This window comes from Solibacillus palustris (genome assembly GCF_022549215.1).
Classification (GTDB): domain Bacteria; phylum Bacillota; class Bacilli; order Bacillales_A; family Planococcaceae; genus Solibacillus; species Solibacillus daqui.
In genome coordinates this window covers 76313-102887 of sequence record NZ_JAKZFC010000006.1, presented here as the reverse complement: position 1 = coordinate 102887, position 26575 = coordinate 76313, and the positions used below count along the sequence as shown (strand labels likewise).

The following is a 26575-nucleotide window of genomic DNA, read 5'->3' as shown; positions in this document are numbered from 1 at the left end:
ATTTATATACATTGCATAAAATAGATATGAATGATTAAAAAAAGGATGATGAATATTAAAATTTGGCAGCTTATTGTGGCAAGAACTTGTCGCCTAACGAATGCTGAAGAAACAACCAATGACTTGGACATTGATCGTTGGGAGAATGATGGAGGCAGGTAAAATCAAAGTCACATCCTTGTAAAATGTTTTCGATTAATAAAAGGAAACACCTTCGACAGAGTATCCCGCTGAAGGTGTTTCCTTTTATTTTATTATTTTCGTGACAAATTAATTACTTTCACAACGCCCGTTTTTTAACTAAGATTGTTTAATTTTTTTAAACCTTACAAAGTTTGAAATAATTTCGCTGTTTGTTTATTAAATTCCTCTATATCTAGTGAAGCATCAATCGCTTCCCGAACTTTTCTTTCTTCCTCGGCAAATAACTTTGCGAAACGTGTTGCCTCAGCTATTGAAGCTTTATATTTAGCAACAATTTCTTTAATATTATTTTCTTCTGCTTCTGTTGGGTGGCAATGCTTGGCGATATCAAAAATCTCATCGCCAGAACGGCTTTTTTCCGGAAAATAAACATGTGGCTCTGTGCTATCAAATATACAGAACTTTAATTCAGGCAAAATCACCATATCAATTGAATTGGAGTCTAATCCACACCATACAAGCTGTACATCGTATCCTCGCTGCAAAGCGTCGTTCGCCAATTTTTTCATCATAGAAGACTTTCCTGTACCTGGATAGCCCTTGATGAACAATCGTTTTTCAAGATTTTGTGTGATGCTTTGAACTGTATCACGAGCCCCTGCTGGTGTTAATGTTCCAAGCAGGCGATGTGTTAACTTTGCGGACTTCTCTAATTGGTTTTCTCCAAAAAGCTGCTTTTTTAAATCAGCATACTGTTGATTTAATCCATTCCAATTCATATTTTTCCTTGTCTCTACTTCCCAATCATCATGAATGTGAATGGCTTTCGAAAGTGCGTCAAAACATTTATCATAATATACTTGCTTTAATTCGGTTATGGAATGCATCGATAAGTTTGAAGAAACCTTTTGTTCATCCAAACAATCATATAGAGAAACGACATGATCCCGATCATCAATAATTAATGGTTCAATCGCTGGATTTGTTGCAGCAAGAAATAAAATTTCAAAAGGTGCTTTTACAAATGTCGCTTCAATAGACTGTTCAAACAAAGGGTCATGAAAATATTCGATTTCTGCACCTTGATCATGATAGTAGGTGCCTAGTTTTTGGAGTAGCTCAGAAATTTTAAACCCATGTGCACCTTTAAGAAGATACACTGTTTTCGCTTCATTCATAACTTCCCTATATACATTTTTTATACCCTGCCCAGTCATTGCCTGCCCAAAGAAATGGGTAATTATACCACTCAAAACGTCATCCTTCCATCACCTTATTATACTTATTTTTATGTTAAGAACCTAAAAAAGGTACCGTACCATGCCACCGCTTCAAAGTGTGTGGCGTAGATGCGGCAACAGATGGGTGCTAATAGGTTTAATGGAAACGGTTTTTCTCTTTTTTAAAACTTCACCTAAAGCTCTCTTTGCTTTAAGTGAACATGCTAAAAACATTACACTGGTTTTTCAGCGCATTGTTTCAGTGCCTTCATTTGTTTTTCTAAACCTTTTTTCATAAATACACGAAAAAGGATACTTAATATATTTCCTGAAACAGTTTTAGCTGTCACTTCTTCTGTAATTGAAAGAATAGTGGAATTAGGACTAACATCTTGAAGGTTATATGAAACATTGATTAAAAAGAAGGATGATTCATTTGAATACTTAATTTATTATTTTTATTGTACTCAGTAACTTGTCCTTCATACTCTTGAATACGATTCCCTTCCCTTAGTATCTGTTTAAACATAACACCAACTGGATTACTACTATCAAACTTCGTTAAATACTCAGTTCCTTCTAATCCTGTCATCCATTGTTTTTGTTTATCATTATCTTCTAAGTAAGAGAATACTACCTCAATAGGGGCTTGAATCTCCGTCTGACTTGTAATTAGCAATGTTTTGCACCTCCAATTATTAGCAGTAGTTATTATTTATTAACTTTTATTCCCATGAAGTTAACGCGCATATGTGCTTTTTATAATTGAATTGCATGGCTTTTCCTAGCAAATAGTTGCTCTAATTATTTCCTGATCATGCCAAACTTTTCATGACCCAACGATAGTTGAAATTAGGATAAAGTTGTACTTAAAATAACTCTCCCGTTACTTTAAGTACAATTCTTAACAAACACTGTCGCTAATTTAAATAATTTCAAGAATGCTGCACTGGTTAGTACGAATATAAACTCGCTTAAAAATCTATCTTATAAAATTCATTTTACCAGATGGGTCTAATTCTCAATGATGATTTACATTCATTTTCTTTATAAATAAATTCCAATAAATCTTCTTTTAACATTTGAATCCGTTCAGTGCCGATGTATTCCATCCAACGTGTCTCAATCTCATTTAATATCTTTTCTTTTGCTTTTACTACTAACCATCCACGTTCAGTCAAAACAATGATTTTCCCTCTCTTATCAATGGGATGCGGTTTGCGTATTACATAACCACTTTTCTCAAGATAATCAACCATATTACTCACAGCTTGCTTTGTAATTCCTAAATATTCGGCTATTTCTATCCCTGTTGCTCCATTGGGCGTGATGCATTTAAACATATAACCATGTACAGGTCTAATATCGTCAAATCCCAATTCTCTCAATCTGTCATGTAGTTCATTAATTGATGTACTTAAAGATAAAGACAAAAGTGATATAAGATCCAACTCATTAACTTCTTTAATATTCATGTATACCTCCGTTGCATATAGTCAATTTAGTTGACTATATAATAAATTCATTGTACTATACGTAAAGTAGTCAATCAAATTGACTATAATCCGAAAATAAAAGTAGTAGCATTCACTGAAACAAATTTAATATTTTTTGGAGGTTCTAATGACTAATATCGTTAAAGTTAGAGCAAGTGTATTTATTCCAATGTCTTGGACTGAACCTAAGAAAGATGCTCAAACAGAGGACGTAATTCAATTCGAAGGTGACTCACGTGAATTTACACCATATGCTGTCAATGCTATGCGTTCTAGAATTGAACAAGAAGTAGTTGTTGATTTTAATAAAAAGGAAATATTCACATATGCAAATACTGGCATTACAACAGAAAAAATCACAACTTCTGATGGTTCCGTTCATAAAAGAACAGGAAAAGCTAGTACAAAACGTATTTTATGCACTGATGTTGTATGGGGAGAGGATGACGTCAAATTTCATATGAGCGCTAGTGCTAGCAACCCATTAAATGAATATGCACCTCCTGTCGATTATCTATTAATTGTCCATGTTAAGAATGATGGTACTGTCGATATTCACGGTGAACATGATGGATTCCCTTGTTATGAATTTTATAAGCAAGTCGACTTTGGACCGTTTGAAATGATTCATACACATGATTTCAGAGAAACTGGTGATACAGCTGTAGCTCTAAGTGGAGATATGGAATATAGTTTTAAAGAGCTAGTGTAAAGACAATAAGAAATCAAAATATCACAACATAAGAATAAACAACAGGAGAAAAAGAAAATGACAACAGTTTTATTTGTAAAAGCAAACAATCGCCCCGCAGACCAATCGGTGAGTGTGAAATTATATGAGGCTTTTTTAGCAAGCTATAAAGAATCTCATCCAAATGATACAGTGGTAGAACTTGATCTATACAATGAAGAATTGCCATATGTAGGAGTAGATATGATTACCGGTACATTTAAGGCTAGTAGAGGACTTGATCTAACAGCAGAAGAAGCAAAAACAGTAGCAGTTGCTGATAAATATTTAGACCAATTCCTTACAGCTGATAAAGTCGTGTTTGGTTTCCCATTATGGAACTTAACAATTCCTGCTGTACTACACACATATATCGATTATTTAAACCGCGCAGGCAAAACATTTAAATATACACCAGAAGGCCCGGTAGGTCTTATTGAAAATAAGAAAATTGTAATATTAAATGCTAGCGGCGGTGTATATTCTGAAGGACCAAAAGCTGAACTAGAGATGGCTGTTAAATATGTAACAAGTATGATGGGTTTCTTCGGTGTAAAAGATATAGAGAAAGTAGTCATTGAAGGTCACAATCAATTCCCAGATAAAACAGAAGAAATTATTGCCGCAGGACTTGAAAAGGCTGTTAAAGTAGCAAGTGCATTCTAATTAATAAAACACACTTCAATTGAATATGGCAGTGCCAGCGCTTTTATTGCGATGGTACTGCTTTTTTATTCGCATATCTCGCTAATATATAGTTAGAACTTAATTAAATCGTGCTTTTCATGCTCATCTTATTGAACCGAAACCCCATAAAATTAGCAAATTATCTTCTATTACAAATTATAATCAAACTACATAGCATACGCAGATTCAAACTTTGTAAGTTTCCGTTATAATGGTTACAGTTGGAGGTTTTATTTATGACACATAAAGATGAACAATTTATGGAAATAGCCATTAAATTAGCTTTAAAATCTAGAGAAGATGGTAATGAACCATTCGGAGCTATCTTAGTAAAAAATAACGAAATTGTAATGTATGGTGAAAATAAAATAAATAGTAATTGTGATCCTACACACCATGCTGAAATTGGACTTATACGCAATTATTGCTCTGAGAACAATGTTTTTGATCTTAGTGAATATACCTTATTCACTAGCTGTGAACCTTGCGTAATGTGTACAGGGGCTATGGTATGGTCTAATTTAGGGAAAATCGTTTACAGTGTTTCTCACGATCAACTAGCAGAAATTGCAGGCAGTAATATAATGATTTCATGTAAAGAAGTTATCGAAAAAAGTCCAAATAAACCGGTCTTAGTTGAACAAATTTTAAATAATGAAGGGCTAAAAGTATTCGAAGGATATACATTTACCCACTAATTCTATAAGTTACTTCACTATTTATTCATGGTATTTATGTATTTCTGAATATCATGGATATCTTTGTTCGCTTGTCAAAGTAAGTGTTAAGTGAGACTTAAAGACTCCCTTTTTTATTAAACTAAACAGTACCCATTATTCAATAACAGCAACAAAAAAACATATTCTACCGTAAGCCCGAAATACAAAAAGTGCTGAAGTTTAGCAGAATTTCTGCTAGCTTCAGCACTTTTTGTTGGGTTTCTTTAAATAGTTTTTTTATTTAAAAGATAGAAATAATTTTATCTAGTATTCCAGTTATATCAAGGAATACGATGATAATTACTAATGGAATAATATATCTCATGATAAAGAACCAAATGTTAAATGCAGTCGCACCCAAACTAGAGTGCTGTAATACTTCTTCACGCAATTTACTTTTCTCAATCTTAAGTGGTACGAAAATAGAGATTAAAAATACGCCAAGTGGCATTAATATATTACTAACTAAATAGTCTGCGGAATCAAATATGTTCTTTGAGAAGATGGTAATATCATCAAGAACACTATATGATAATGCAGATGGAACTCCAACTGCGAATATTAAAACACCGATAATATATGCATACTTTGTTCTCTTCTCTTCTTTTCCTTTCACTAAAGAAGCTACAATAATTTCTAACATAGAAAATGCCGAGGTTAATGTGGCAAATAAAAATAAAGCTAAAAATCCTAATAAAAAAGCTTCTCCAAAGATGATTTGATCAAACACAGCAGGCAATACAACAAACAGTAAGCCAGGTCCTTCAGCAGGTTCTAAACCTAATGAAAATACAGCTGGGAAGATTGCTAAACCTGCTAATAAAGCGATGAATAAGTTCATTGAAACGATTGAAATAGCTGGTTGAATTAAACTTTCTTTTTTTGAAAGATACGAACTATAAGTAACCATTACTGATACACCGACACTTAGGGAGAAGAAAGCCTGTCCCATTGCATACAAAATACTTTGAGATGTGATACTTGCGAAATCAGGTGCTAAGAAGAATTTCACACCTTCCATAGCATTATCAAGTGTAAGTGAACGAATGATAAGTACAAAAAATAGGATAAATAGAGCGGGCATCAAAATTTTACTTACTTTTTCAATTCCATTTTGAATCCCTTTTGCTACAACTACAGCTGTGAAGGCTAAGAATGCAAATTGAGCTCCGATAACTAACATGGGATTTCCAATCGTGTCGTTAAAGACAGATGCATAATCTGCGCCTTCACTAATAATTCCACCTAACAAACCTTTTGCAAAATAGATAACAATCCAGCCACCAATTACACTATAAAAAGACAATAGAAGGAAACATGTAAATACCCCTAACTTGCCGATCCAATGCCAATTAGTATTTGGAGCTAAAGTACGATATGCACTTACCGCTTCCTTTCCCGTGCTTCTACCAATGACAAACTCTGCTAATAACAGCGGAAAACCTATGAATAATGAAAATAGGATAAACAGTAGAAAAAATGCTCCCCCACCACTTATACCAGTTACATAGGGCAGCTTCCAAATTGCGCCTACGCCTATAGCTGATCCTGCTGCTGATAAAATAAAACCAATCTTAGATGACCATTGCTCTGATGCTTTAATACTTACCAATCCAATCTATATATATTATGAATATTCCTTTAGAAAACTAAGAAAAAGACAAAAAAACCACGTCTCTATCTTTAACGATAGGGACGTGGCTGTTCACGCGGTACCACCCTAATTGGAAACAAATCTGGTTTCCCACTTTACTTGGTAAAATAACGGTTTAATCCGTTTTTATACTTCCTTCTGTATGATGAAGTATAAAAAAAGCTCTAAGAATGAAATTCACCAAAATCTATGTATCAGTTTCCACCAACCACTGATTCTCTGTCAACAGGGAGACCAGGCTTAATATGTTCTTGTCATCGCTCATTTGCTATTTAGAATATTAAACGAAATTATAGTATGAGAATACATTACGGTCAAGAGTTTTTTCAGGGGTTTAACTATTAGTGCCGACGTTTTAGTATTTTTTCTAACTTTAAAGACATATTTCTCCCGTTAGGAAAGTATGTCATATATCCCCAAAAAATGTTACGAAAACACAATGCCCACTTTTTGAAGTAACCTGCCCCGTAAGTTAATCCATTTCAAAAAAGTAGACAACATCCCATTGGAGTAATTGTCTTCTAAACGATTCCTTAACAAGGAATTGCGAATGTCGATTCAGCAGTGGCTGCTATCCTCTTACATAAAAACTATTTTGGGCATACATCCACCCCAAGCTTTTAACTTGAGAATAAACTGGTTATAAGTCTAATTTCAAAAGGAGGAAAACTTAACTTATGCGAAATATGGAACAAATGCCTTTCTATGGCCAGAATCCTAGGGGACTTGAAAATTGTATATTTCGTTTCACGTATATGTGGCTTAGAAACGGAGACAATTTTTGGTTCTTTTTGACGACTGTTGGGCACGAAAGGGTTTATGGCTATAGGTTTTTCGGCGGAAGATGGAATCAATATTCAATAGCTTTAAGAGAAATTGATTCTTTCCACTGCTCTCCCCCGACTCCAACTCCATATTAAAAAACTGCACCTGACCTTTGTAAACTTATCTTTCCATCTTACCTTAAAAACGTCCGGACTTTCATAATTAGAGATCGTTCTTTTGAATCTAATACAGTAAACACAGGATTCCTCCACCAGCGTGTTCCCTTCCATCATGTATAAAACGCTAATCATTTCGGTTAGCGTTTTTTATACTGAAACTAGACTAAATACCAATACGAATATAAGTTTAATCCTTCACAACTTGATTTGTATTACAAAAATATGCTTTTACTTGCCTCAACAAACTGGCCCTTTAATCAAAAATGAGCACTAATCCTTATTCAAGGAAAGCGCCCGATTGTTGAACAGAACTGGAAAAGATTATTAAACTAAGCTCATCGTTAGTTCAATAAAACTCCAACCAAATTAACTTTTGTCCATTAATAAAAACCAATGAAAAAGAACGGATTCCACCGTTTGGAATCCGTTCTTCTTTCATTCATTATATTAGGTCTAACCCGTGACCACCTCACAATGCGTTGAGATAAATACACCCATAATGGATAATTTTCCACTGTGGGTTATTTCTTATCATTTTTAATATCGCGAATAATCCATTGTACTGCCTCTTTTAAATTTGGACACACTGCATTTGCTGATGGATCACTCTCACCAATAAAAACGGTTCTTGTACCTGCTTTTTTACCTGCCTGAATATCCGTATCAGTATCTCCAACCATATATGATTTTTCAAGATTAATTTTGTATTTTTCTCCTAAATCTAAAATCATTTTGCTATTTGGTTTTCTACATTCACACCCAGCCTTTGGTTTATGCGGACAATAGGCAACCTCATGAATCGTTGCTCCTTTTTTCTCCAGTTCAGCCACCATATATTCATGAATTTTATGTAACTGCTTTTCCTTCATATAACCTAATCCAATTCCACCTTGATTTGTTACGACAAACACATAATCAAAATACTCATTTAAACTTTTGATTGCTTCTTCTACACCAGGTAAAAAATAAAATTGTTTCGGTTCGTTTACAAATTTCACTCGATCAGTTAGCACTTCATTTATTACTCCATCTCGATCTAAAAAAACTGCCCTTTTCATCCAATCACACCTTTAATTTTTAACATTACTTTTATTATGTTAAAAATTATCGGCTTTAAGCAGTCTTATTTCATATGTCCAATAATTTCCACAATGAAATCCATCAGCTAAAAAAAAATTTAAAACCTTTCTTTCATTTTCTTATATCTTTTTTGTAAAAAAACATTAATTTTACTTCAACGACAATTGTTTCAATAAGTGCAACTAACCATACAAATAGAAGAATTATTATAATTCTAATATCTGCTAACCTTTCAATTGTATTTTTGGTCTAAGAAAAAAATTACTCCTACTCCAAATAATTTTATGAACAGTTGCATTTTTGTCCATATCAATAAGGCCCTATTGCAGAATTAGGCACAATTAAAAAATGTAGTTTTAAGGCGTTAATAAATTTTCTATTTATACAGGTTTTTATTCAGATAACACACCTGCAGCGTTTTCTACAAAATCTTGAAAAGCTTATTGTAGGTATGTTTCTATACCTTTACATAATAAACTGTATAAACTATATTAAAGGAAAAGCCAAGAAATGTTGGTTTCACAGCATTTCTTAGCTTTTTGTGTATTCCAAAACTTTTGTTTGGGAACGTTATTTATGTTTGTTTTGTATACGCTATAAATCGTTATTGCACTAAAGCCCCCGTTAGTTGAATAAGGAACTGTCTAAAAAATTATAAAATAATCATCAAAACATATACCATCTAGGTTAAAAAGCATTTTGTATTCTCCAATTTGATTATCTTTATAGATGATTGGAATGTATGAAGTAACGTAATCAAAACCGTACTGCATAAAAGCATCTTTATTCCAAGCATCAATAAAAAGTCCAAGTCGATTCATCTTAATTATCAATTGCCTTTTATCCAAATCCGCACCGAAAACTTCAAGAAATTCCTCTTTTTGTTCCTCTTTATAGTTATTAAACATTTCCCAAAAGCCTTTGATTGTATTACTTTCAATGGAGTGATTCTCTGCCCATTTTCTTAGTTCATTAGTATTCACCTTTTTAATTTCCCCCTTTTAATGTTAATTCTATATCAAGGAATAGAAGATTCTTATTAAACTAACCTGCTCCGTTAGTTTAAGTGAAAACCTTAAAATATCTACCAATATCTTGGTAAAATAAAAAGTATAGGGGGGCATTATGATGACAGAAGATAATAAGTTTCAAAAAGAACTTACATTAGAAGAAAAAAGTATAATTATTATGGAAGTAAATAAAGTATTGAACAGCGGCTTTCGAATATTAGGTTTTGATGGGGGAGTGACATTTCCTCATTACCCATATCATTTCTATTTCGGTGATCCTGATAAAGAATTGAGACGGTATTCTGTTGGCATATTTACTATTTGGCTTGGCTATTGGAATACAGGATGCAGTTTCCGTTTTACCAAACAAAGTGAGTTATATAAATATATTAAAACTTTAATTGAATACCAGGAAGAAATTGAAAAAGAATTTCCTGCATCATTTAATTATATTGTCTTCTTTCTAATGGAACTTACCGAAAATTATCGTTATATTGAGGAAACTCGTATGAAACCCTATATTATTGAAATTGTGAAAAATGATTTTCTTAAAACAAAAACAAATTATAGAGAAATGTATATACAAAAATTGAATTTTATTGATTTTCTTAAAGAACTTAAAGTTCAGGATTATGATAAACCATACGAATAAAATACAAATAGGAGATGTCTTTGTACTTGTATTTTTGGTAGGAAATCAAAAACCACCAGTCGAACTGGTGGTTTGCTCTACGCGTGAAACGCTGGATTACTGGCTCATGTCTAAAGACATACTAAAAGGTCCGCCAACCGCACTTTGTTTCCTCACTGACCGCTAAAGCGGTTTAATTTATTTTCTCTTTTTTGTACTTTCTTTTCCTAAAAAGGTGTTACTCCACAATCTGGCTCGATTGTTGAACACAAGTTAAGCAACGCTATTGAACTAACCTGCACCTTTAGTTCAATAATAAAAAAAGAGCTGCATATGCAACTCAATGATCTTCAAGTAAAGCCCCCGTTAGTTTAATAAAGAAAAAGGCTATGTTATAAGAAAAGGTTGATTTATAACGTTAAGGAATACCCTGTATATGCAAGATTTTATTCAAAATATGACCCAGTGCAATTTCTTTTGAACAGCGTTGAAAGCTTTGTTGTATCATAGTTCCAACAATAGTGCATAAAAAGGTGTATATGAACGAAATACAGAAAAACACTTAATACATTGGTATGACAACGTTTTAAGTGTTTTATTTCGTGCCAAAACTTTCATTTGGGAACGTTTTTAATAAATATTATACAGTCCTATACACCTAACAAGAGCCTTATAATAAGATTAACTAAATTCAAGAAACTACTCTAAAGATATTCTTATACGCATTAAAAAGTATAAATCCTATAAAACAACTTAGTAGGTTTAGAATAATGTCATCTATATCAAAACTGCCTAAAAACAAAATTAGTTGGAGGATTTCTACACTGAGTATGAGTAAAAAGCAAGAAATCATCGTTTTAATTATATTTCTTTGAAAGGGAAAAGCCATTGGTATTAAAAATCCCATTGGTATAAAGGGAATTATATTACCTAAAATATTCCTAAAAGATATACCAAAACTCAAATCACTTATATACGCTTCAATTGTTCTAAAAGGAACTAAATTTGCACCTGATTCCCCTTGGTTTCTACGCTCCATATTCGATTGTATAGTATTGATAACATCTTGTAGGTCTCCATTGAACTTAATCACTATAAAATTTAGCACTAATAATATGTATATAGAAAAAAGAATCTTCCAAATTTTATTATTCATACCTAAAAACCACCTAAATTAAAGATTTGATTAGCTCGTTACCGCAATTTGTCTAACTTTATTATTTCAATATATAGCTTGATGATTCCTTTAATTACGTTCCCAATGCGTGGTTTTGGGACATACTGTTCATAAGCAGCCAAAATCACCCCCTCTCAATTGAATGGGGGTGATTCCCTAACTTTGATTTGGGAACGTTATTTTGTATGACAATGTATAACCTATTAAATTATTTTATTTTTTTGAAGTATCCTCGTGAAGGATAATAGCGTTCATATTCTATTTTTTCTAATGCTTCTAAATCGTATACTTCATAGACACCATCAACTATTACAAAATTACAAGGCTCACCGTTTTCATGAAATGCCTTAATCCTATTACTTTCTATCCCAATGGAAATTGTGTCCCTTAAACCTTTCTCGATTCCAAATACATCATATGACTCTACTAATAATTCAAAGCCTATTTTTTTATAAAAATTATTCGCTTGTTCATCTCCACGTGTATACAATTCAATAAATTCAATCGGCGTATTTTCTAACTCTTTTAAAGCAGCTTCGTAAAGTTTAAGTCCAATTCCTTTTGACTGATAATCTGGATGAACGGCAATCGTTTTTAAAAACGCACCTAGGCCATCTCCTAGAAAAGATGTTTTTAACTCCTCTGTATCAAGCACCATATCAATCAATCCAACAACAATTCCATCTTCAATTGCGATTAATTCAATCGACGGGCGTTCATAGAAAGTAGGCTTTGATGTTTCCACATCTTCATATAAAGATGTATAAAAGTAAGCTAGTAAACGACAACGTAACCAACTATCTTCGTATTGTGGTGTGTACTTTTGAATTTGCATAATAGTCTCCTTTATACATAAATAGATTTACATGATTTCCTAAGTGTCATTTGGGAACATTGAATAATAGGTGTATGCTGCACAATGAGTATTGATTAGCAGAGTTATACACCAAAATGAATCATCCATTTATTTTCTTTTATTGCCTCATCAATTTTTTTTATCAAATTTTCAAGTTGTTCTGATTTGTAGTCGTCGTTTGCTTCACGCACAATATTTAAAAAGTGTGCGTGAGAACTCGGTGGTATCAATGTTATTCCAAAGTAAGAGAGATTGTTATAAGGTCTATTTGTATTGTGTGCGAATGTTTTTAGGGTATCTATTTTTTTACCAAATTCCTTAGTAGATAGTTCGTCAATAAGGTCGCCATCCATAATTATGCAATCATATTTTTCGGGTTCATAATAAATATATTCTTTATTTTTTTCTATACAATCAACTATTCCAAACTCGTGGACATAAGGCATATTAACATCTCCTTCATTTTTAACTTAATATATACCTCTATTATCTTAGATTCCAATGAATATTGATATAAAATGTCCAAAGAGGTTACCAAAGCGTCGTTTGGTCACATTTCTTAACTTAGCGTTGTAAATCCCTATAATTTTGAAGTTACTCCTTCTTGAACTAAACTGCCCCGTTAGTTGAAGAAGAACTAAAGGTGTTGAGATTAATTAACACTTTTTTATATCTCCAAAAGTAATTTTCATGCTGGGTGCGTATATTAAAGAGGAATCCATGTTAAAAACTTGTGAAAACAGTAGTTCAGCTTCAAATTGTTCCTGTGCTTCCTTAAATGTAACTCCTCGTTTGGTCAAACTTTCAATAAACTGATCTTTATTTATAGGTTCTCCACCTACTCCATCTTCTTTAAGCGAATTAAACAATTTTTTCTTATCTTGTTGATTCTTATCTGAATAGAGGAAGTTAACTTTATCACTGACTCTGCACTCAATGTTCTTCACGCCCAATTCAGATAGGTATTTAGGTACTTTTGCTCCAATATTTCAATCATTTGTACACTCTTCGAATAATTTCTGCAGAATACCAAGTGGAACAATTTGTGATTGTTCATACCCTCCAAGTTCGTATGATGACATACCTGAAATCCAATGTGGTTCAAAACAAATTATTTTTCCATTGTTAACAATAGAATTTACCATTCTTTCAAGCATTTTTTGGGGTTCAATCATGTGTAATAAAAAAGCATGGCAAACAGCAATGTCGTACTTACCCTCTAATTTAATCTCATTGGTATCTGCTACAAAGAATTCGGATTCATACGGAAGACCATGAAAATATTCTATCGCCTTATTAATAAGTTGTTGTCCTTTATCTATCCCTGTATATTTGGAACATTTCGGTAGTATAGGCAATAATTTGAGTCCTAAATACCCATATCCACAACCAAAATCAACAATATGTACCGGCGTCACATACCCATCTTGCAAGGATTCTGAAATAACGCTAAAACAAGACAACCTATATTATGGTATAATAACCAGTAGTTAACAGTTTATATCTATGTTGTACGTGAACGGGTTGGGTATGACAATTCATTCCCCTTCTGACGACTGATGAAATCAAATTTTTTTGAGGGGATGTTCTTATGAAAAAGATCATTGGATTAAGTATTATTCTAATTGCTGGTATCACGTTATCTGGATGTTCAGATATAGTAGAGGATTCTTTAGATTCAAGTGATATAGCCGCTATTGAAATTGCTACTATACAAGAAACTGGAAACGGAAGTATTGAATTATTAACACCAACGATTACAACAAAAGATAATCAATTAGAATTTATGACTCAGGGAATTGATGAAAATAAAGTGACCTTTATTTTTGTTGCCAATAAAAAAGTATTTGAACAAAAAATAAAAAATGATGAATCCTACAAACTTGACATTAAGGGTATCAAGGATGCTCATAGGACGGACTACATGCCAAAAGTTCAACTTATGCAAACTAAAGATGAAACTGAAAATGGAGACATAGTAACCTTTAAACAAGTTAGATATTCAGTTGAAAAAGATTAGTTTTATCGTTATTTAATCCCCACCCTAATGGAAAATTATTGAAAAATATTTCTCCATTAGGATGGGAACACATTAATGATCCTACTCCTTATTGTAGTAAAGCCCCCGTTAGTTCAATTATAAAATAGTGTATTATTTTATTTGAGAGTGCTACTTTATATCTAATGAAATCACCTTTTTTGTTATAAATAGTAATAATACAAAAAAGTAATAAATAATGATTGTTGCTATTCCAATAAAATAAAACGCCGAAATTGAAGTTGGGCCCCAAATTCTAATAAAATCCCAGCTCATTCCTAGCAATATTTTAGGCGCTATCAGCATAAGTATCAAAATCGCAGCTACAAACAATGAATGAAACACTAATAGAAAAAGCCTCTTTCCTTTTAACGCTACCAAAGTTCGTTTCTTTCTATTTAATTTCCATAAACTTCTTAGCAATAAAATACTGAAAATTATACCTAAACAGCCGACAATAACAAACAGTATCGTCACAATATTATCGATTTTTTGGTATACGTCAGAATGACTAATTTTAACGTTATTTCCTTCCCACAAATCCATCACGCCTTGACCTATTGCAGTTGTAAAGGTTGAATTCATATTGGAGAGTACAGCTACCCCTAATTGCTCATCCGGTTGCATGATGAAATAAGAGGTAAATGTTGGATTTTCGCCAGCGTGTAGGATGTATTGTTTGTCACCTTTTTTCATAATGCTCCACCCGCTTGCATAGTAGGTGTCTTGATCGAAAGGCTCCACGGATTTGTCAGGAATGTGAGATTCTTTTATTACTTGTTCGCCAATCGTGTCATTCTGTTCGGATCCTAACTGTACGTTCATCCATTTTGCGATATCGTTTGTGTTGCTAACTATATAACCAGCAGGTATATTACCACGATAAATAGGCGGAGTATATTTTTGTTCTCTCAAGAAACCTATTTTATTACCAGTCGCCAACTCATCCGATTTAACTTGATGTAAGCCAACAAACGAGTCTTTCATACCTATTTCTTCTAATAATTGTTGTTTTAAATACAAATCATAAGGCTGTTTAGAAAGATTCTCGATGATGAGACCCAAAATGTCATAATTGATCGTAGCGTATTCAAATGAGCTACCCGGTTTACGATTCAATGGCTGTTAATTCAAGTGCATTATCTGCGTTACTTTCAGGAATATGTACAATAGAGTTCCAAGCGATCCCACTGGTATGATGAAGCAATTGATTTATAGTAATCGCTTGCGGTTCTCCATTATATTTCAACTCTAGCCATGGGATATAGTTTCTGACATCGTCAGTTCGTTTTAACAACCCTTCTTCTTCTAATTTTAAAATAGCTAGACCAGTAAATGCCTTCGAGGTCGATCCCAGTTCAAATAAGGTATGAGAAGTTACCGGTGTTTTCTCCTTTACATCCGCATATCCAAACCCTTTTTGATAAACTATTTTCCCCTTTTCTACTATTACTAACGATATCCCAGGAATTTTACTAATCTCCTTTTGTTCTTCAACAAATCGTTCAATCTTATGAATTTTATCATTTGAGTCGGCGTGGACTACTGGAATCAAAGTATTTAGTGATAAAATTATAGCAATTAATAAAATTATTTTTTTCAACTTTTTCGTTCCCCCTTACTATAGGTTAAATATATTAAACTGAAATCGGAAATACCATCGATTAATGTTACATTGTGATTATTAATGTTACATTCTCGTCACTTTAGTCTTAGGTTGAATATAAGGCTATACTCATAAAATTATGTACTTCATTTTTTTAATTAGTTCGTGTTCATCATCTTTATGTAAAAAATCAATTACACTTTCTCATCAGGATTTTTAAAGTTATTCAGTCCATTTCCAATAAAACATCCTGCTACTGGCATTCCTATAGCTATCAAAAGTAATCCAAATTCACCTGATTACTCTCTAAATAAAATAACGTATCAAAGCTATTTCTAATAGTCCTTCATTTCTAAAATAATTTCTTAATTTAACACTAAGACTTTTGTAAATATGATTTGCCAACTATTTTACTAAAGAAATATTAGTAGGGTATTACGTTTATGTAATTATTCCTTCTTCAACTAACCTGCCTCTTTAGTTCAATAAGAAAAAAGAGCTGCCTAAGCAACTCAACGATCTTTCACTAAAGCCTCCGTTAGTTTAATGAGCATTTATTCTTTATTTTTTTTAAATCATTTGAAATCCAGCTTACTGCATTTACTAGGTTCTCTGCAATATAATCAGGTTCAACTTCTTGCCATTCATACCGAAAATCGGTAAGTGCAACTAACTATACCAATAGAAGAATTATTATAATTCCAATATTTTCTAACCTTTCTATTGTATTTTTGGTCTCAAAGAAAATCATTTTTCCTAAGAAAAAAATTACTCCTACTCCAAATAATTTTATGAACCGTTGCATTTTTGTCCATATCAATAAGGCCCTATTGCTGAAAAAAGCACAATTCCTCTTCAAGAATTGCGCCCGTTTGTGGAAGATCGTTTTTCAATTAATAACTGCATTTAATTCAAGATTTGACATAGCGAAAAAGCCGTTCAATCTTTTAACAATACTCTCACGGACTTCAGCTTCCTTTTCAGCATCAATCGCTTCAGGATATGAAAAAGTAATACCCATCGTACCTTCATTTGGTGGGTTTAACATTACACCTGTGCCTGTAATAATAGCATTTGTCATTGCTGAAAAATGTAAAATTGAGTTTTGTAAAATTAGTTGTTCTCTTTCTGTTAAAGCTTGTTTAGAATTTCCATCGACTACTACTTTAAAATATGACAATTTGAATCCCCCTTTTATAACAAAACACTTTCTTTATCTTATCGTTTTTACAATTTTTAACAAACGATTTCCTGATAAAGTTAGCCCTTAAGAAACCCAACCTTTATAATCTTCAATTTCAATAAAATCAACATCATGATAATAGAAAGAATTCATCTTCAAGCCGCGCAAAGTATTCACAATGTTTGGAGTGTATGAAAACATCTTGTTAATTATACAAATCTGGCTCCTATTAAGCGTGGTTTTTGGGGGTTTTTAATCATTGAAAGCATATTATTGAGATTATTGTCAAGAAACCTTTTCATTTTTTCTGTACATGAACTCTAATTTTACTGGTTAGTAATTTTGCCGAAAAGTAATGCATCATAATACTTATCCTCTATAAAATAGTGGTCTTTTAATCGTCCTTCTAACTCATACCTGTTCTTTTCAAGTATCCGTGCAGAGCCAATATTGGCATGCACTACAATAGCATGGAGCTTATGAAGATTAAGTGATTTAAATGCAAAATCACTCATCAATGCAACAATCTCTGTGCCATACCCCTTACCCCAATGTTGTTTATGCAACACATAACCAATTTCAGCTTGGTTTGCTTCTTGGTCAAAGTTGAAAATTATGGCTGTTCCAATAATTGCTTGTGTTAATTTTTCAACAATGGAGGAATATAAATGAGTTCCTGCCGACTCACGTTTTAACATTATTTCAATGAACTGAGAAGTTTCCTCCAAAGTACTCATCAAATTCCAGCCAATAAATCGTGAAACCTCTTGATCTGACGCATAACGATGTATCTCTTGAACATCCTCTATCCTTAGTGCTTTGAAGTAAATTTTTTCACCTTCTAATGAATGAAATAAAACAGCCTGCTTCTCCATTTTAACCTCCTCTAATTTGCGCTTTGTTAATTAACTCCGATGGTAGCGAAAATGTCGCCAATTAAGGTTAATATTTCGCACTCATCTTAGTACATCCTTTCTAATAATTTAACATATATTTGTTTCAACTGTTTACTCAAGAACCTGGCCCGATTGTTGAACAAAGCTAAGTACGAGTTATTTGGTAAATTTTGTTATTCACTAATTCCAACCAATCAGAGCTACCCTGTGTGCACAAATGATTGTATTTAAATCCAATTATTGAAAACATCTTTTCTTCGTGGTTTTCGAGAAGATGTGCTATATTCATAGTGTCAGGAGTGAGTTGATGAAAAAGTTTTTAACAATTACCGCAATATTTTTTGTTTTACTTGGAGTAGCTGGCTATGCTGTGTGGCATTTTGGGACAAATATCGCTTCCGAAAAAATAATCGAAAAAGCGGAAGCTACTTTAAATGATGAGAATCTAGAAGAAGTAAAATCCTTTATCGAGAACGATTCGAAGGTTCAAGAAATTGTTCGCGAGGCAGCAACTACAAATCCAGATACTCTTCCCTTCCAAACTAAGGAAGAAGCAACACGTGTGTTAATAAAAAAAGTAGGCGTTAATCGTTTACTAGATATTCAGGAACAAGCGCAAAACGGTACCATTAGTAAGGATGAAGTATTATCCGAAATTGAAGGTAAACTGTCTGAAGATGAAATTTCTGCTTTAAAATATGTTATATATATGGAATTGAATAAATAAAATTAGCCATTTAAAAGTTTAAATTTAAATTGCAGAGAGGCTGAGATTCATATAATAAGATACCTGTAGTTAAGACACTTGAATAAGAGTGTTTTAACTGCAGGTATTTTTTTATCTACTAGATATTCAAGATTGAAGGACAGACTAGAGCCTAATAAGATAAAAATTTTAGTTTCACTAAAAGGCGTGCATCTAAACCAGTTGAACCATGTGCATTAACAAATATGGATAGACGCCCCCCCCGGATTCTTCACGAGTTTGAATTTTTTCTAAATTACTCATGAATTCACTTCCTTCTACTCTTCTATGATTTTTTTAATGGCTGAATGCTCATATATGTTCCACATCTCCATAACCATTCAACTGGTCCAAAGCGGAAGAATTTAAGCCAAATGTTTGAAAATAGTATCTGAATCACATACACGAAGAAGCAAACTAAAAGTACTTCGACGACACTTAGTGAGTGCGATTTTACAAAAATAGGTATAAGAGTAATACCGATGATTGTTTGACTTAAATAGTTTGTTAGCGCCATTTTTCCGTAAGAACGGAAGATAGAGAAATATTTTGAAGCAATATTTGAATGACAAATAAGAATCAAAAGGCCGATATAAAGCATTCCAGGGATAATACTTAAATTAAAATTCACAGCATGTAGTAAATGGTTATCTTGAATTAACAATGACCACGTCCAGATTGCTATTGTACCTACAAAGAGTAAGATACAGGTTTTACGAATAGTTGGTATCCACTTTTCTTGCTGGAATAAACCGATTTGGAACGCTACAAAACCAAGCATCATATGTCCCAATGTTTTAAGTATTACTAAAATGTCTAGGAACGATGGCAAAAAGTCGATATTTGCCGCTTTTGAAAATACAGTGTAGAAATCATAAAAGAAGGATAGAAAGACGCCAATAACGACAATCCATTTTAATGGGGGTTTATTACAGAATAATAAAATGAACCCACAAAATGCGTAAGATAAAAGTACATCGCCTCCCCATAGTGTAATATGTCCAATCGCTATAATGCCTAAAATCGTCATTCTACGCATATACACCCATTTACTAAGTTTTTTTGTGAGAGTCGTGTAAAAAAAATGCTTGCCCCTACGCCAAATAAAAAAGCAAAAATAAAGTGAAATTTTCCAAGTGCCAGCATATCAATAATTTGATAGCCCCATTTATCAACCTTTGAAATTATAAGCTCCTCTTGTCCTGCAAGTAGTAAGAAACTTTGAATGTTAATTAGAAAAATACCCATTATGGCGATTCCTCGAATTATATCAATTGAAGAAATTCTTTGATTTGTTGGTGTTAAATTAGTTGTAACCAAGTGAGGTTGCCCCTTTTGTTTAATTAAATTTAGTTTAGGTAGTGAATAGCTATACAATAACTTATATTTCTTACGTCATATTTAAGTGAAACTTACATTAATCTTACGAAATCGAATTCCTTGATATTATGCTGGTTTTCTGGGTATATAAGGAAATTTTGACCTTTCATACGAGAATATTCAAGAATCTTGACAATAACAAATTGCTGAACCATTAGAGACCTTCAAATACAAGAAAAAAGACACTTTCCTTTTTACAGAAAAGCGCCATTTTCTTGAATAACTAAGATCCTTATATTAACATAAGCCGAAGTAAGCAGCTTAAGTACCTACTCTATGAAGCATAACTTATAGATAAGTAAGTTCTTCCTATTTTTTTCAGCATTCTATCTGCTTCTATTCATTGCTTAAAGGAAAGTTTCTTTACACGGTTAAACTACCGTCTACCGTCACAATCGAACCGGCCATGAAACTTGATTTATCGGATGCTAAGAATAAAACTGCTTCTGCAACCTCTTCAGGTTCACCATGACGACCCATTCTAACACGCGACATTTCTTCTGGTACGTATCCTGTTTCTTCCATGGTTTCCCCTACACTTTTAAATAGTGGTGTAACGATCCCTCCTGGGCAAACAGCATTGATTCGAATACCTTTATTAGCGTATTCAATTGCAGCCCCTTTAGTCATACCTATTACGGCATGTTTGCTTGCAGAATAAACAGCAATGCTATGCTCTGGACGAATGCCTGCTGATGAAGCCGTATTGATAATAGATCCTTTACCTTGCTTCTCCATCACTTGGATTACGTATTTCATTCCAAGGAAAATTCCCTTTACATTTATGTCCATAATTCGTTCGTATTCTTTTGTATCCACAGTTGTAAATGGTGCAAACTTTTGAATAATACCCGCATTATTGAAAAAGACATCAATACGATCATAATTATCAATAGCTTGGTTTATATAGTTTTGAACATCTTCCTCTTTCGAGACATCTGCTTTTATAAAAATACCTTCTCCACCTTTATTTTGAACAAGCTTAAGCGTTTCTTGACCTGTAACTTCGTTGAAATCAACTAGAACCACTTTATACCCGTTTTCAGCGAATTTTATACTTGTAGCTCTACCGATTCCACTACCTGCTCCTGTTACGACAGCAACTTGATTTTCATTAGACATATATATTTCCTCTTTTCCATTTTATTTTTCATTGTGAGCCTAATTTATAATAATTTGATTTATAAGTAGTTGGTGGCCCCCTACTTAGGGCTTGCTTCTTCATCATTGTTTTATACCCTAGCTAAGAGACCAGCTGCTTCTTTTTCTTTTTGCGATTTAGCTTCAACATAGTCATCATAGTTGCCGTTATATACAATGGTTCCTGTTGGAGATAGTTCCAACATTTTGTCAGCTAGCTTATTCAAAAAATAACGGTCATGAGAAATAAAGAACAATGTACCCTCATAATTCTTTAGTGCAGATTCCAACACCCCTTTACTGAATAAATCTAAATGATTTGTCGGCTCGTCTATAATAAGAACATTAGCGTTTTGTAACATAAGCTTGGATAACGCAACACGTGCTTTTTCACCACCACTAAGAGCAGATATTTTCTTAAATACATCTTCACCGGAAAATAAGAAATTCCCAAGTACAGTACGAATTCTAGCCTCTTCAATATGAGGGAATGTATTCCACACCTCATCCAATATCGTATTATTGGGATGTAAAGTTGACTGCTCTTGATCGTAATAAGCAATAGTAACTCCATTTCCCCAAGTTATTACGCCACTTTTTGGTTTATAATCATCAAGTAACGTCTTAAGTAATGTTGACTTTCCAACACCATTTGGACCAATTAATGCTACCCTTTCACCTCGTCGTAGCTGGAAACTAATATTCTTTAATAGGGGCTTTTGTTCAGTACCTACTCCGACACAGATATCAATATCTCGAACTTGTAACACCTCTTTATGAGACGCTTTTTCTATTGAAAACGACATCTGTGCACGTTTTAAGTCTTTGAGAGGTGTATCTATACGTTCAATTCTCTCAAGCTGCTTTCGTTTGTTTTTTGCACTTTTAGACGACGTTGCCATGGTAATGTTCCGTTGAATGTAATCTTCCATCTTCGCAATTTGTTCTTGCTGCATTGAATATTTCTTAGCTAGAATTTCACGATTTTTCTCTTTGTTCTCAACATATTTCGAATAGTTTCCTACATATCGTCGTGCTTCTGTTCGCTCAATTTCATAAATAATGTTTACAAGCGAATTCAAAAAGTAACGATCATGTGAAACAACAAGGATAGTACCAGGATATGAGCGTAAATAACCTTCTAACCAAGCTAAAGTAGTGAGATCCAAATGATTTGTTGGCTCATCAAGGATAAGCAAATCTGGCTGTTCCAATAGTATTTTAGCTAAAGCAAGTCTCGTTTTCTGACCTCCACTTAACGTATGAATGAGTGTGTCTCTTGGAAAATCTCCAAAGCCCATTCCATACAGAACACCACGAATTTTTGCTTCTATTTCATAACCACCGTGCTCCATAAACCATTCTGATTTTGCTGCATAACGATTCATCATTTTTTCATATTTTAAGGGATCAGCTATTAAAGCAGGCTCACCCATTGTTCTTTCTAACTCTCGAAGTTCTTTTTCAACCTCAAGAAGAGTAGAGAAGACATTCAACATTTCATTCCAAATTGTATTCTCCATTTCTAGTCCACTATTTTGGCGGAAATAGCCAACCTTTGTTTCTTTTCCAATAAAAATTTCCCCATTATCGTAAGGGATATCCCCAGCAATAATCTTTAATAAGGTTGATTTTCCAGCACCATTCACTCCAATAAGACCAATCCGGTCGCCTGCTTCAATTTTCATTGATATATCTGAAAGTATTGGATCACCTGAATAACTTTTACTAATACTGTTTAATTGAAGTAACATTTATATCACTCCTTCTTTATTAATATTGAACAGCGTGTTTCTTGAATTTCATCAAACAGGAAGCCACAAAAATAGATTCATTTCAATTTTTCTCCTTTAGAACGCAAAAAAGCGCCGAATAAACCGGCGCCTAAAGATTGCGTAATCCTTTAACAAGTACAAAATTGTTTAGAAATATTCTACAAATTTTGCTTTAAAACACAAAAAGACGCCGAAACCGGCGCCTAGTAATTGCATATATTTAATCAAAACTAAAAAAGTCAGTCATTAAAGATATTTTACAATTTCTAAAATAAGAATGCAAAAAGCTTCCGGTAGCTGTTTTCTATATGAAGTTTGCTTAAAAAAGGGCAGACTAATCCCGTTGTAAGCAAATCCCCTAACAATCTATACGACTTTACTTCTTTTTCCAAGTTCATAAAAACAGTTTCCATCACTTTTTGCCTCCTTTCTCAATTTAATAATCTTAACCATTATAATACACATTGACTAAAAAACAACCCTCTTAATATTACCATCAAATCGTATAACCCAGTGAACGATTTTCATCTCGTACACGTTGCATATTTTTTGCAATCAAAAAGCTGTGCTGAAAAACCGAATAAGAATTGGGTTTTTCAGCACAGCAATATATTAATAATAAATCAAACTAACTCCAACCACGCCACCGCTTCACAATGCGTGGAGTGTATGTGGCAACACATTGATGCTGGTGTGTTTAAGTGATTGGCTAGGTCCTACCAAAGTAAAACCTAGCCTTTTTTTGTATTCCCATTTTTTTATTTCGGAATGTTATTGAGTTAATTTTTATATGCTTTATAAACCCTTTCTTCACTAAAGCACCCCGTTAATTGAAGGGTTAGTCTTCGGTGCTTTGTTGCTGCTGAGAGGTTTGATGGTTGCGAGGTTAACATTTGGAGGGGGTTTTATGAAAGCTATAGTTTGTGATAAATATGGTTCACCCGATGTACTTGAATTAAAAGAGATAAAAAAACCTTTCCCTACCGAGAATCAAGTTTTGGTAAAGGTTCATTCAGCATCTTTAAACTTTGGGAACTTAGTTCTTTTGACAGGCAAACCCTTCTTAGCTCGATTTGCCTTCGGACTAACGAGACCAAAATACTCGATTCCAGGAGGTGACATAGCTGGTACAGTTGAAGCCGTCGGGAAAGACGTTAAGCTATTTAAAGTAGGTGATGAAGTATTTGGCGACCTATCTGGTTGCGGTTGGGGTGGTTTTGCTGAATATGTAACAGTCCCCGAATATGCTATAGCCTTAAAGCCAAACAGTATCTCCTTTGAGGAAGCTGCTGCGACTCCTATGGCAGGTGTGACTGCCTTACAGGGACTACGTGATAAAGGTAAAATTAAATCGGGTCATAAAGTATTAATCTATGGGGCATCTGGGGGCGTTGGTACTTTTGCGGTACAAATTGCTAAATCATTCGGTGCTGAAGTAACGGGTGTATGTAGTACACGAAACGTAGAAATATTGCGTTCTATAGGGGCCGACCATATCATTGATTATAAAAAAGAGTGTTTCGCTCAACATAAGGAATGTTATGATTTGGTTCTTGGCGTGAATGGTTCTAATTCTATTTCAGCTTATAAACGTGTACTAAAACCAAATGGGAAATTTGTTCACGTAGGAGGTTCCGAATTTCAACTTTATCAAACATTATTACTTGGACCTTTTATTTCAATGACTGGAAGCAAGAAAATAAGTAGCCTGTTACAAAGAGCAAATCAAAAAGACTTAAATGATGTAAAAGAGTTACTTGAGACCCAAAAAATAAAACCAATAATTGACAAACGATTTAAGTTAAGTGAAATAACTGAAGCATTCAATTACTTTCAGGAAGGTCACGCTCAAGGTAAAGTGGTAATTACTTTATAACGGAGTGCCTTGCTTCATCCATAAATAAAAAGCATACGGCAAATTAGAAGTGCGATATCACCTCTTCCAAACCGTCTGCTTTTTACTTTACTATTATACTAACTCTAACCAAGCGACAGCTTCACAATGCGTCGTATGCGGGAACATATCCACTGGCTGTACTTCCTGTGTTTTATACCCACCATCTTCTAAAATACGTAGATCACGCGCTAATGTTGCTGGGTTACATGATACATACACTACACGTTTTGGTTTTTGCTCGATAATAGTGTTTAGTAGTGCTTCATCGCAGCCTTTGCGTGGTGGATCTACTACTAATACGTCGGCAACTTTACCTTCTTGGTACCAGCGTGGAATGACTTCTTCGGCTGGGCCAGCTTCAAAATACGTGTTCGTGAAGCCGTTTAGTTTGGCATTGCGTTTTGCATCTTCAATAGCTTGCTCGACAATTTCAACACCCATTACATGACCGGCTTTTTGTGCTAAAAAAAGCGAAATGGAGCCGATACCACAGTACGCATCAATAACACGCTCATTGCCTTCAAGCTGAGCATAGTCTAGTGCTTGCTTATAGAGAACCTCTGTTTGAATTGGGTTTACTTGATAGAACGAACGCGCTGAAATTTCGAAGCGTACGTTGCCGATTGTGTCTTCAATCGTATCTTTGCCCCATAGTGTGAACGTGTCATTACCGAAAATGACATTCGTTTTTTCATCGTTTACGTTTTGTACAATCGACGTCACGTTTGGTACAAGTTCACGGATTTTTGCGATGACTTCCTCTTTTTGTGGGAATTTTTTTGATTTCGTGACAAGTACGATCATTACTTCGCCTGTTGCGCGACCTTTACGCACAACAACATGACGTAGCATTCCTTGGTGAGAGGCTTCGTCGTATGGACGTACCCCTAATACCATGAGTTCACGTTTTAAATCAGCCATCACCGTATCAGCTTCACCATTTTGGATTAGACAGCGCTCCATGTTGACGATGCTATGCGATTTCGTTTTGTAAAAGCCCGCAATAATTTCGCCTGTTTCTGATTGCGCAAATGGGATTTGAGATTTGTTGCGGTAATGCCATGGCTCGTCCATTCCTTTTACTGGATGAACCGGTGCATCAATTTTCCCTAAGCGCTTCATCACATTTTCGACCATCGATTGCTTCCATTTTAATTGTCCCTCATATGAAAGGTGCTGTAATTGGCAGCCACCACACTGTGCGAAATAGTCGCATGGTGCATCTACACGATCTGGTGATTTCGTTAAAATTTCAATAATTTTTGCAAAGCCGTAATTTTTTAATGTTTTCAAAACATGCACTTCAATTGTTTCACCAGGAAGTGCCCCTTGAATGAATAATGGATAACCGTCGATTTTTGCAACGCCATTGCCATCATGTGTTAAATCTTCTATATAAACCGTTGTACGATCATTCTTTTTAATCGGTGCCGTCATATCTGTTCGTCCTCTCATTTCAATCTCTCTATTGTACCATGTCGCTCTAAAAATGCACTTCTAGAAATTCCATCATTTAATTCTAATAATTTTGCCTATTATAGTTTGTGTGGTATTTACTTCCTAATGC

Annotated in this window: 25 protein-coding genes, 1 pseudogene and 1 other annotated feature; of the genes and pseudogenes, 7 read left to right on the top strand and 19 right to left on the bottom strand. The window is 33.9% G+C overall.

The annotated features are described in order from the left end of the window. Positions 1 to 326: 326 nt before the first annotated feature. The 3 genes from LZ480_RS14785 to LZ480_RS14775 form a co-directional block, all read right to left on the bottom strand. Entirely contained in the window at positions 327 to 1397 is a 1071-nt protein-coding gene (locus LZ480_RS14785) for a nucleotide kinase (RefSeq protein WP_241370313.1), read from the bottom strand. 382 nt (positions 1398 to 1779) lie between these two features. After that, positions 1780 to 2043 (bottom strand): SRPBCC family protein, encoded by a 264-nt coding sequence (locus LZ480_RS14780; protein WP_241370312.1) that lies wholly within the window; start codon positions 2041 to 2043, stop codon positions 1780 to 1782. Between the two features lie 322 nt (positions 2044 to 2365). Then, complete coding sequence (locus LZ480_RS14775) at positions 2366 to 2839, bottom strand: MarR family winged helix-turn-helix transcriptional regulator (RefSeq protein WP_241370311.1); 474 nt, start codon at positions 2837 to 2839, stop codon at positions 2366 to 2368. Between the two features lie 148 nt (positions 2840 to 2987). On the opposite strand from LZ480_RS14775, the gene LZ480_RS14770 reads away from it, so the two are divergent. From LZ480_RS14770 to LZ480_RS14760, 3 genes are all read left to right on the top strand, one after another. After that, positions 2988 to 3572 (top strand): DUF3238 domain-containing protein, encoded by a 585-nt coding sequence (locus tag LZ480_RS14770; RefSeq protein ID WP_241370310.1) that lies wholly within the window; start codon positions 2988 to 2990, stop codon positions 3570 to 3572. Positions 3573 to 3629: 57 nt separating this feature from the next. Then, complete coding sequence (locus tag LZ480_RS14765) at positions 3630 to 4256, top strand: FMN-dependent NADH-azoreductase (RefSeq protein ID WP_241370309.1); 627 nt, start codon at positions 3630 to 3632, stop codon at positions 4254 to 4256. 257 nt (positions 4257 to 4513) lie between these two features. After that, the gene (locus tag LZ480_RS14760) at positions 4514 to 4975 is read left to right on the top strand and encodes a nucleoside deaminase (protein ID WP_241370308.1); all 462 of its coding nucleotides are present in this window, start codon (positions 4514 to 4516) and stop codon (positions 4973 to 4975) included. Between the two features lie 262 nt (positions 4976 to 5237). Here LZ480_RS14760 and LZ480_RS14755 read toward each other — a convergent pair whose 3' ends face one another. The 3 genes from LZ480_RS14755 to LZ480_RS14745 all read right to left on the bottom strand — a co-directional run bounded on the left by LZ480_RS14755 (position 5238) and on the right by LZ480_RS14745 (position 9657). Then, on the bottom strand, positions 5238 to 6599 hold the full coding sequence (locus tag LZ480_RS14755) for a sodium-dependent transporter (RefSeq protein ID WP_241370439.1): 1362 nt from the start codon (positions 6597 to 6599) through the stop codon (positions 5238 to 5240). Between the two features lie 85 nt (positions 6600 to 6684). Continuing rightward, positions 6685 to 6917 (bottom strand) — a binding site (T-box leader). A gap of 1198 nt (positions 6918 to 8115) precedes the next feature. After that, positions 8116 to 8652, bottom strand: a complete 537-nt coding sequence (locus LZ480_RS14750; RefSeq protein WP_241370307.1) for a D-glycero-alpha-D-manno-heptose-1,7-bisphosphate 7-phosphatase — start codon at positions 8650 to 8652, stop codon at positions 8116 to 8118. Positions 8653 to 9318: 666 nt separating this feature from the next. Beyond that, entirely contained in the window at positions 9319 to 9657 is a 339-nt protein-coding gene (locus LZ480_RS14745; protein ID WP_241370306.1) for a hypothetical protein, read from the bottom strand. A 142-nt stretch (positions 9658 to 9799) separates the two neighbouring features. Here LZ480_RS14745 and LZ480_RS14740 point away from each other — a divergent pair, with 142 nt between their 5' ends. Further along, the gene (locus LZ480_RS14740) at positions 9800 to 10336 is read left to right on the top strand and encodes a carbamoyl-phosphate synthase small subunit (RefSeq protein WP_241370305.1); all 537 of its coding nucleotides are present in this window, start codon (positions 9800 to 9802) and stop codon (positions 10334 to 10336) included. Positions 10337 to 11006: 670 nt separating this feature from the next. On the opposite strand, the gene LZ480_RS14735 is transcribed toward LZ480_RS14740, so the two are convergent. From LZ480_RS14735 to LZ480_RS14720, 4 genes and pseudogenes are all read right to left on the bottom strand, one after another. Further along, entirely contained in the window at positions 11007 to 11471 is a 465-nt protein-coding gene (locus LZ480_RS14735) for a VanZ family protein (protein WP_241370304.1), read from the bottom strand. A gap of 229 nt (positions 11472 to 11700) precedes the next feature. Beyond that, positions 11701 to 12327, bottom strand: coding sequence for a GNAT family N-acetyltransferase (locus LZ480_RS14730; RefSeq protein WP_241370303.1), 627 nt, complete (start codon positions 12325 to 12327; stop codon positions 11701 to 11703). 104 nt (positions 12328 to 12431) lie between these two features. Continuing rightward, positions 12432 to 12794, bottom strand: a complete 363-nt coding sequence (locus LZ480_RS14725) for a hypothetical protein (RefSeq protein WP_241370302.1) — start codon at positions 12792 to 12794, stop codon at positions 12432 to 12434. A 210-nt stretch (positions 12795 to 13004) separates the two neighbouring features. After that, positions 13005 to 13811, bottom strand: a pseudogene (locus LZ480_RS14720) (class I SAM-dependent methyltransferase). A gap of 128 nt (positions 13812 to 13939) precedes the next feature. On the opposite strand from LZ480_RS14720, the gene LZ480_RS14715 reads away from it, so the two are divergent. Beyond that, entirely contained in the window at positions 13940 to 14368 is a 429-nt protein-coding gene (locus LZ480_RS14715; protein ID WP_241370301.1) for a hypothetical protein, read from the top strand. Between the two features lie 150 nt (positions 14369 to 14518). Here LZ480_RS14715 and LZ480_RS14710 read toward each other — a convergent pair whose 3' ends face one another. From LZ480_RS14710 to LZ480_RS14700, 4 genes are all read right to left on the bottom strand, one after another. Continuing rightward, positions 14519 to 15505, bottom strand: a complete 987-nt coding sequence (locus LZ480_RS14710) for a serine hydrolase domain-containing protein (RefSeq protein ID WP_255731468.1) — start codon at positions 15503 to 15505, stop codon at positions 14519 to 14521. After that, entirely contained in the window at positions 15495 to 15989 is a 495-nt protein-coding gene (locus LZ480_RS19935; protein WP_255731467.1) for a serine hydrolase domain-containing protein, read from the bottom strand. The genes LZ480_RS14710 and LZ480_RS19935 overlap by 11 nt, the downstream gene beginning before the upstream one ends. An 892-nt stretch (positions 15990 to 16881) precedes the next feature. Then, positions 16882 to 17172, bottom strand: coding sequence for a hypothetical protein (locus LZ480_RS14705; RefSeq protein ID WP_241370300.1), 291 nt, complete (start codon positions 17170 to 17172; stop codon positions 16882 to 16884). Positions 17173 to 17501: 329 nt separating this feature from the next. Further along, positions 17502 to 18050 (bottom strand): GNAT family N-acetyltransferase, encoded by a 549-nt coding sequence (locus LZ480_RS14700; protein ID WP_241370299.1) that lies wholly within the window; start codon positions 18048 to 18050, stop codon positions 17502 to 17504. A 328-nt stretch (positions 18051 to 18378) separates the two neighbouring features. Between LZ480_RS14700 and LZ480_RS14695 the strand changes: the two genes are divergently transcribed. Then, entirely contained in the window at positions 18379 to 18798 is a 420-nt protein-coding gene (locus tag LZ480_RS14695; RefSeq protein WP_241370298.1) for a hypothetical protein, read from the top strand. Positions 18799 to 19102: 304 nt separating this feature from the next. On the opposite strand, the gene LZ480_RS14690 is transcribed toward LZ480_RS14695, so the two are convergent. The 4 genes from LZ480_RS14690 to LZ480_RS14675 form a co-directional block, all read right to left on the bottom strand. Then, positions 19103 to 19846, bottom strand: a complete 744-nt coding sequence (locus LZ480_RS14690; RefSeq protein ID WP_241370297.1) for a DUF418 domain-containing protein — start codon at positions 19844 to 19846, stop codon at positions 19103 to 19105. Continuing rightward, entirely contained in the window at positions 19843 to 20136 is a 294-nt protein-coding gene (locus LZ480_RS14685; RefSeq protein WP_241370296.1) for a DUF418 domain-containing protein, read from the bottom strand. Before LZ480_RS14685 ends, LZ480_RS14690 begins: the two co-directional genes overlap by 4 nt. Before the next feature lie 423 nt (positions 20137 to 20559). Next, positions 20560 to 21318, bottom strand: a complete 759-nt coding sequence (locus LZ480_RS14680) for an SDR family NAD(P)-dependent oxidoreductase (RefSeq protein ID WP_241370295.1) — start codon at positions 21316 to 21318, stop codon at positions 20560 to 20562. A gap of 110 nt (positions 21319 to 21428) precedes the next feature. Continuing rightward, on the bottom strand, positions 21429 to 23090 hold the full coding sequence (locus tag LZ480_RS14675) for an ABC-F family ATP-binding cassette domain-containing protein (RefSeq protein WP_241370294.1): 1662 nt from the start codon (positions 23088 to 23090) through the stop codon (positions 21429 to 21431). 928 nt (positions 23091 to 24018) lie between these two features. Between LZ480_RS14675 and LZ480_RS14670 the strand changes: the two genes are divergently transcribed. Next, a complete protein-coding gene (locus LZ480_RS14670; RefSeq protein WP_241370293.1) occupies positions 24019 to 24987 on the top strand; it encodes an NAD(P)-dependent alcohol dehydrogenase in 969 nt (322 codons plus the stop codon). Between the two features lie 93 nt (positions 24988 to 25080). Here the strand turns inward: LZ480_RS14670 and rlmD are convergent, their stop codons facing one another. Next, a complete protein-coding gene (rlmD, locus tag LZ480_RS14665) occupies positions 25081 to 26445 on the bottom strand; it encodes a 23S rRNA (uracil(1939)-C(5))-methyltransferase RlmD (RefSeq protein WP_241370438.1) in 1365 nt (454 codons plus the stop codon). Positions 26446 to 26575 lie beyond the last annotated feature (130 nt).

Bases quoted from the DNA above. Each gene is read 5' to 3' on its own strand.
- LZ480_RS14775 (WP_241370311.1), bottom strand. From the start codon at position 2,839: ATGAATATTAAAGAAGTTAATGAGTTGGATCTTATATCACTTTTGTCT.
- LZ480_RS14770 (WP_241370310.1), top strand. From the start codon at position 2,988: ATGACTAATATCGTTAAAGTTAGAGCAAGTGTATTTATTCCAATGTCT.
- LZ480_RS14765 (WP_241370309.1), top strand. From the start codon at position 3,630: ATGACAACAGTTTTATTTGTAAAAGCAAACAATCGCCCCGCAGACCAA.
- LZ480_RS14760 (WP_241370308.1), top strand. From the start codon at position 4,514: ATGACACATAAAGATGAACAATTTATGGAAATAGCCATTAAATTAGCT.
- LZ480_RS14750 (WP_241370307.1), bottom strand. From the start codon at position 8,652: ATGAAAAGGGCAGTTTTTTTAGATCGAGATGGAGTAATAAATGAAGTG.
- LZ480_RS14740 (WP_241370305.1), top strand. From the start codon at position 9,800: ATGATGACAGAAGATAATAAGTTTCAAAAAGAACTTACATTAGAAGAA.
- LZ480_RS14735 (WP_241370304.1), bottom strand. From the start codon at position 11,471: ATGAATAATAAAATTTGGAAGATTCTTTTTTCTATATACATATTATTA.
- LZ480_RS14730 (WP_241370303.1), bottom strand. From the start codon at position 12,327: ATGCAAATTCAAAAGTACACACCACAATACGAAGATAGTTGGTTACGT.
- LZ480_RS14725 (WP_241370302.1), bottom strand. From the start codon at position 12,794: ATGCCTTATGTCCACGAGTTTGGAATAGTTGATTGTATAGAAAAAAAT.
- LZ480_RS14715 (WP_241370301.1), top strand. From the start codon at position 13,940: ATGAAAAAGATCATTGGATTAAGTATTATTCTAATTGCTGGTATCACG.
- LZ480_RS14700 (WP_241370299.1), bottom strand. From the start codon at position 18,050: ATGGAGAAGCAGGCTGTTTTATTTCATTCATTAGAAGGTGAAAAAATT.
- LZ480_RS14695 (WP_241370298.1), top strand. From the start codon at position 18,379: ATGAAAAAGTTTTTAACAATTACCGCAATATTTTTTGTTTTACTTGGA.
- LZ480_RS14690 (WP_241370297.1), bottom strand. From the start codon at position 19,846: ATGACGATTTTAGGCATTATAGCGATTGGACATATTACACTATGGGGA.
- LZ480_RS14680 (WP_241370295.1), bottom strand. From the start codon at position 21,318: ATGTCTAATGAAAATCAAGTTGCTGTCGTAACAGGAGCAGGTAGTGGA.
- LZ480_RS14675 (WP_241370294.1), bottom strand. From the start codon at position 23,090: ATGTTACTTCAATTAAACAGTATTAGTAAAAGTTATTCAGGTGATCCA.
- LZ480_RS14670 (WP_241370293.1), top strand. From the start codon at position 24,019: ATGAAAGCTATAGTTTGTGATAAATATGGTTCACCCGATGTACTTGAA.
- rlmD (WP_241370438.1), bottom strand. From the start codon at position 26,445: ATGACGGCACCGATTAAAAAGAATGATCGTACAACGGTTTATATAGAA.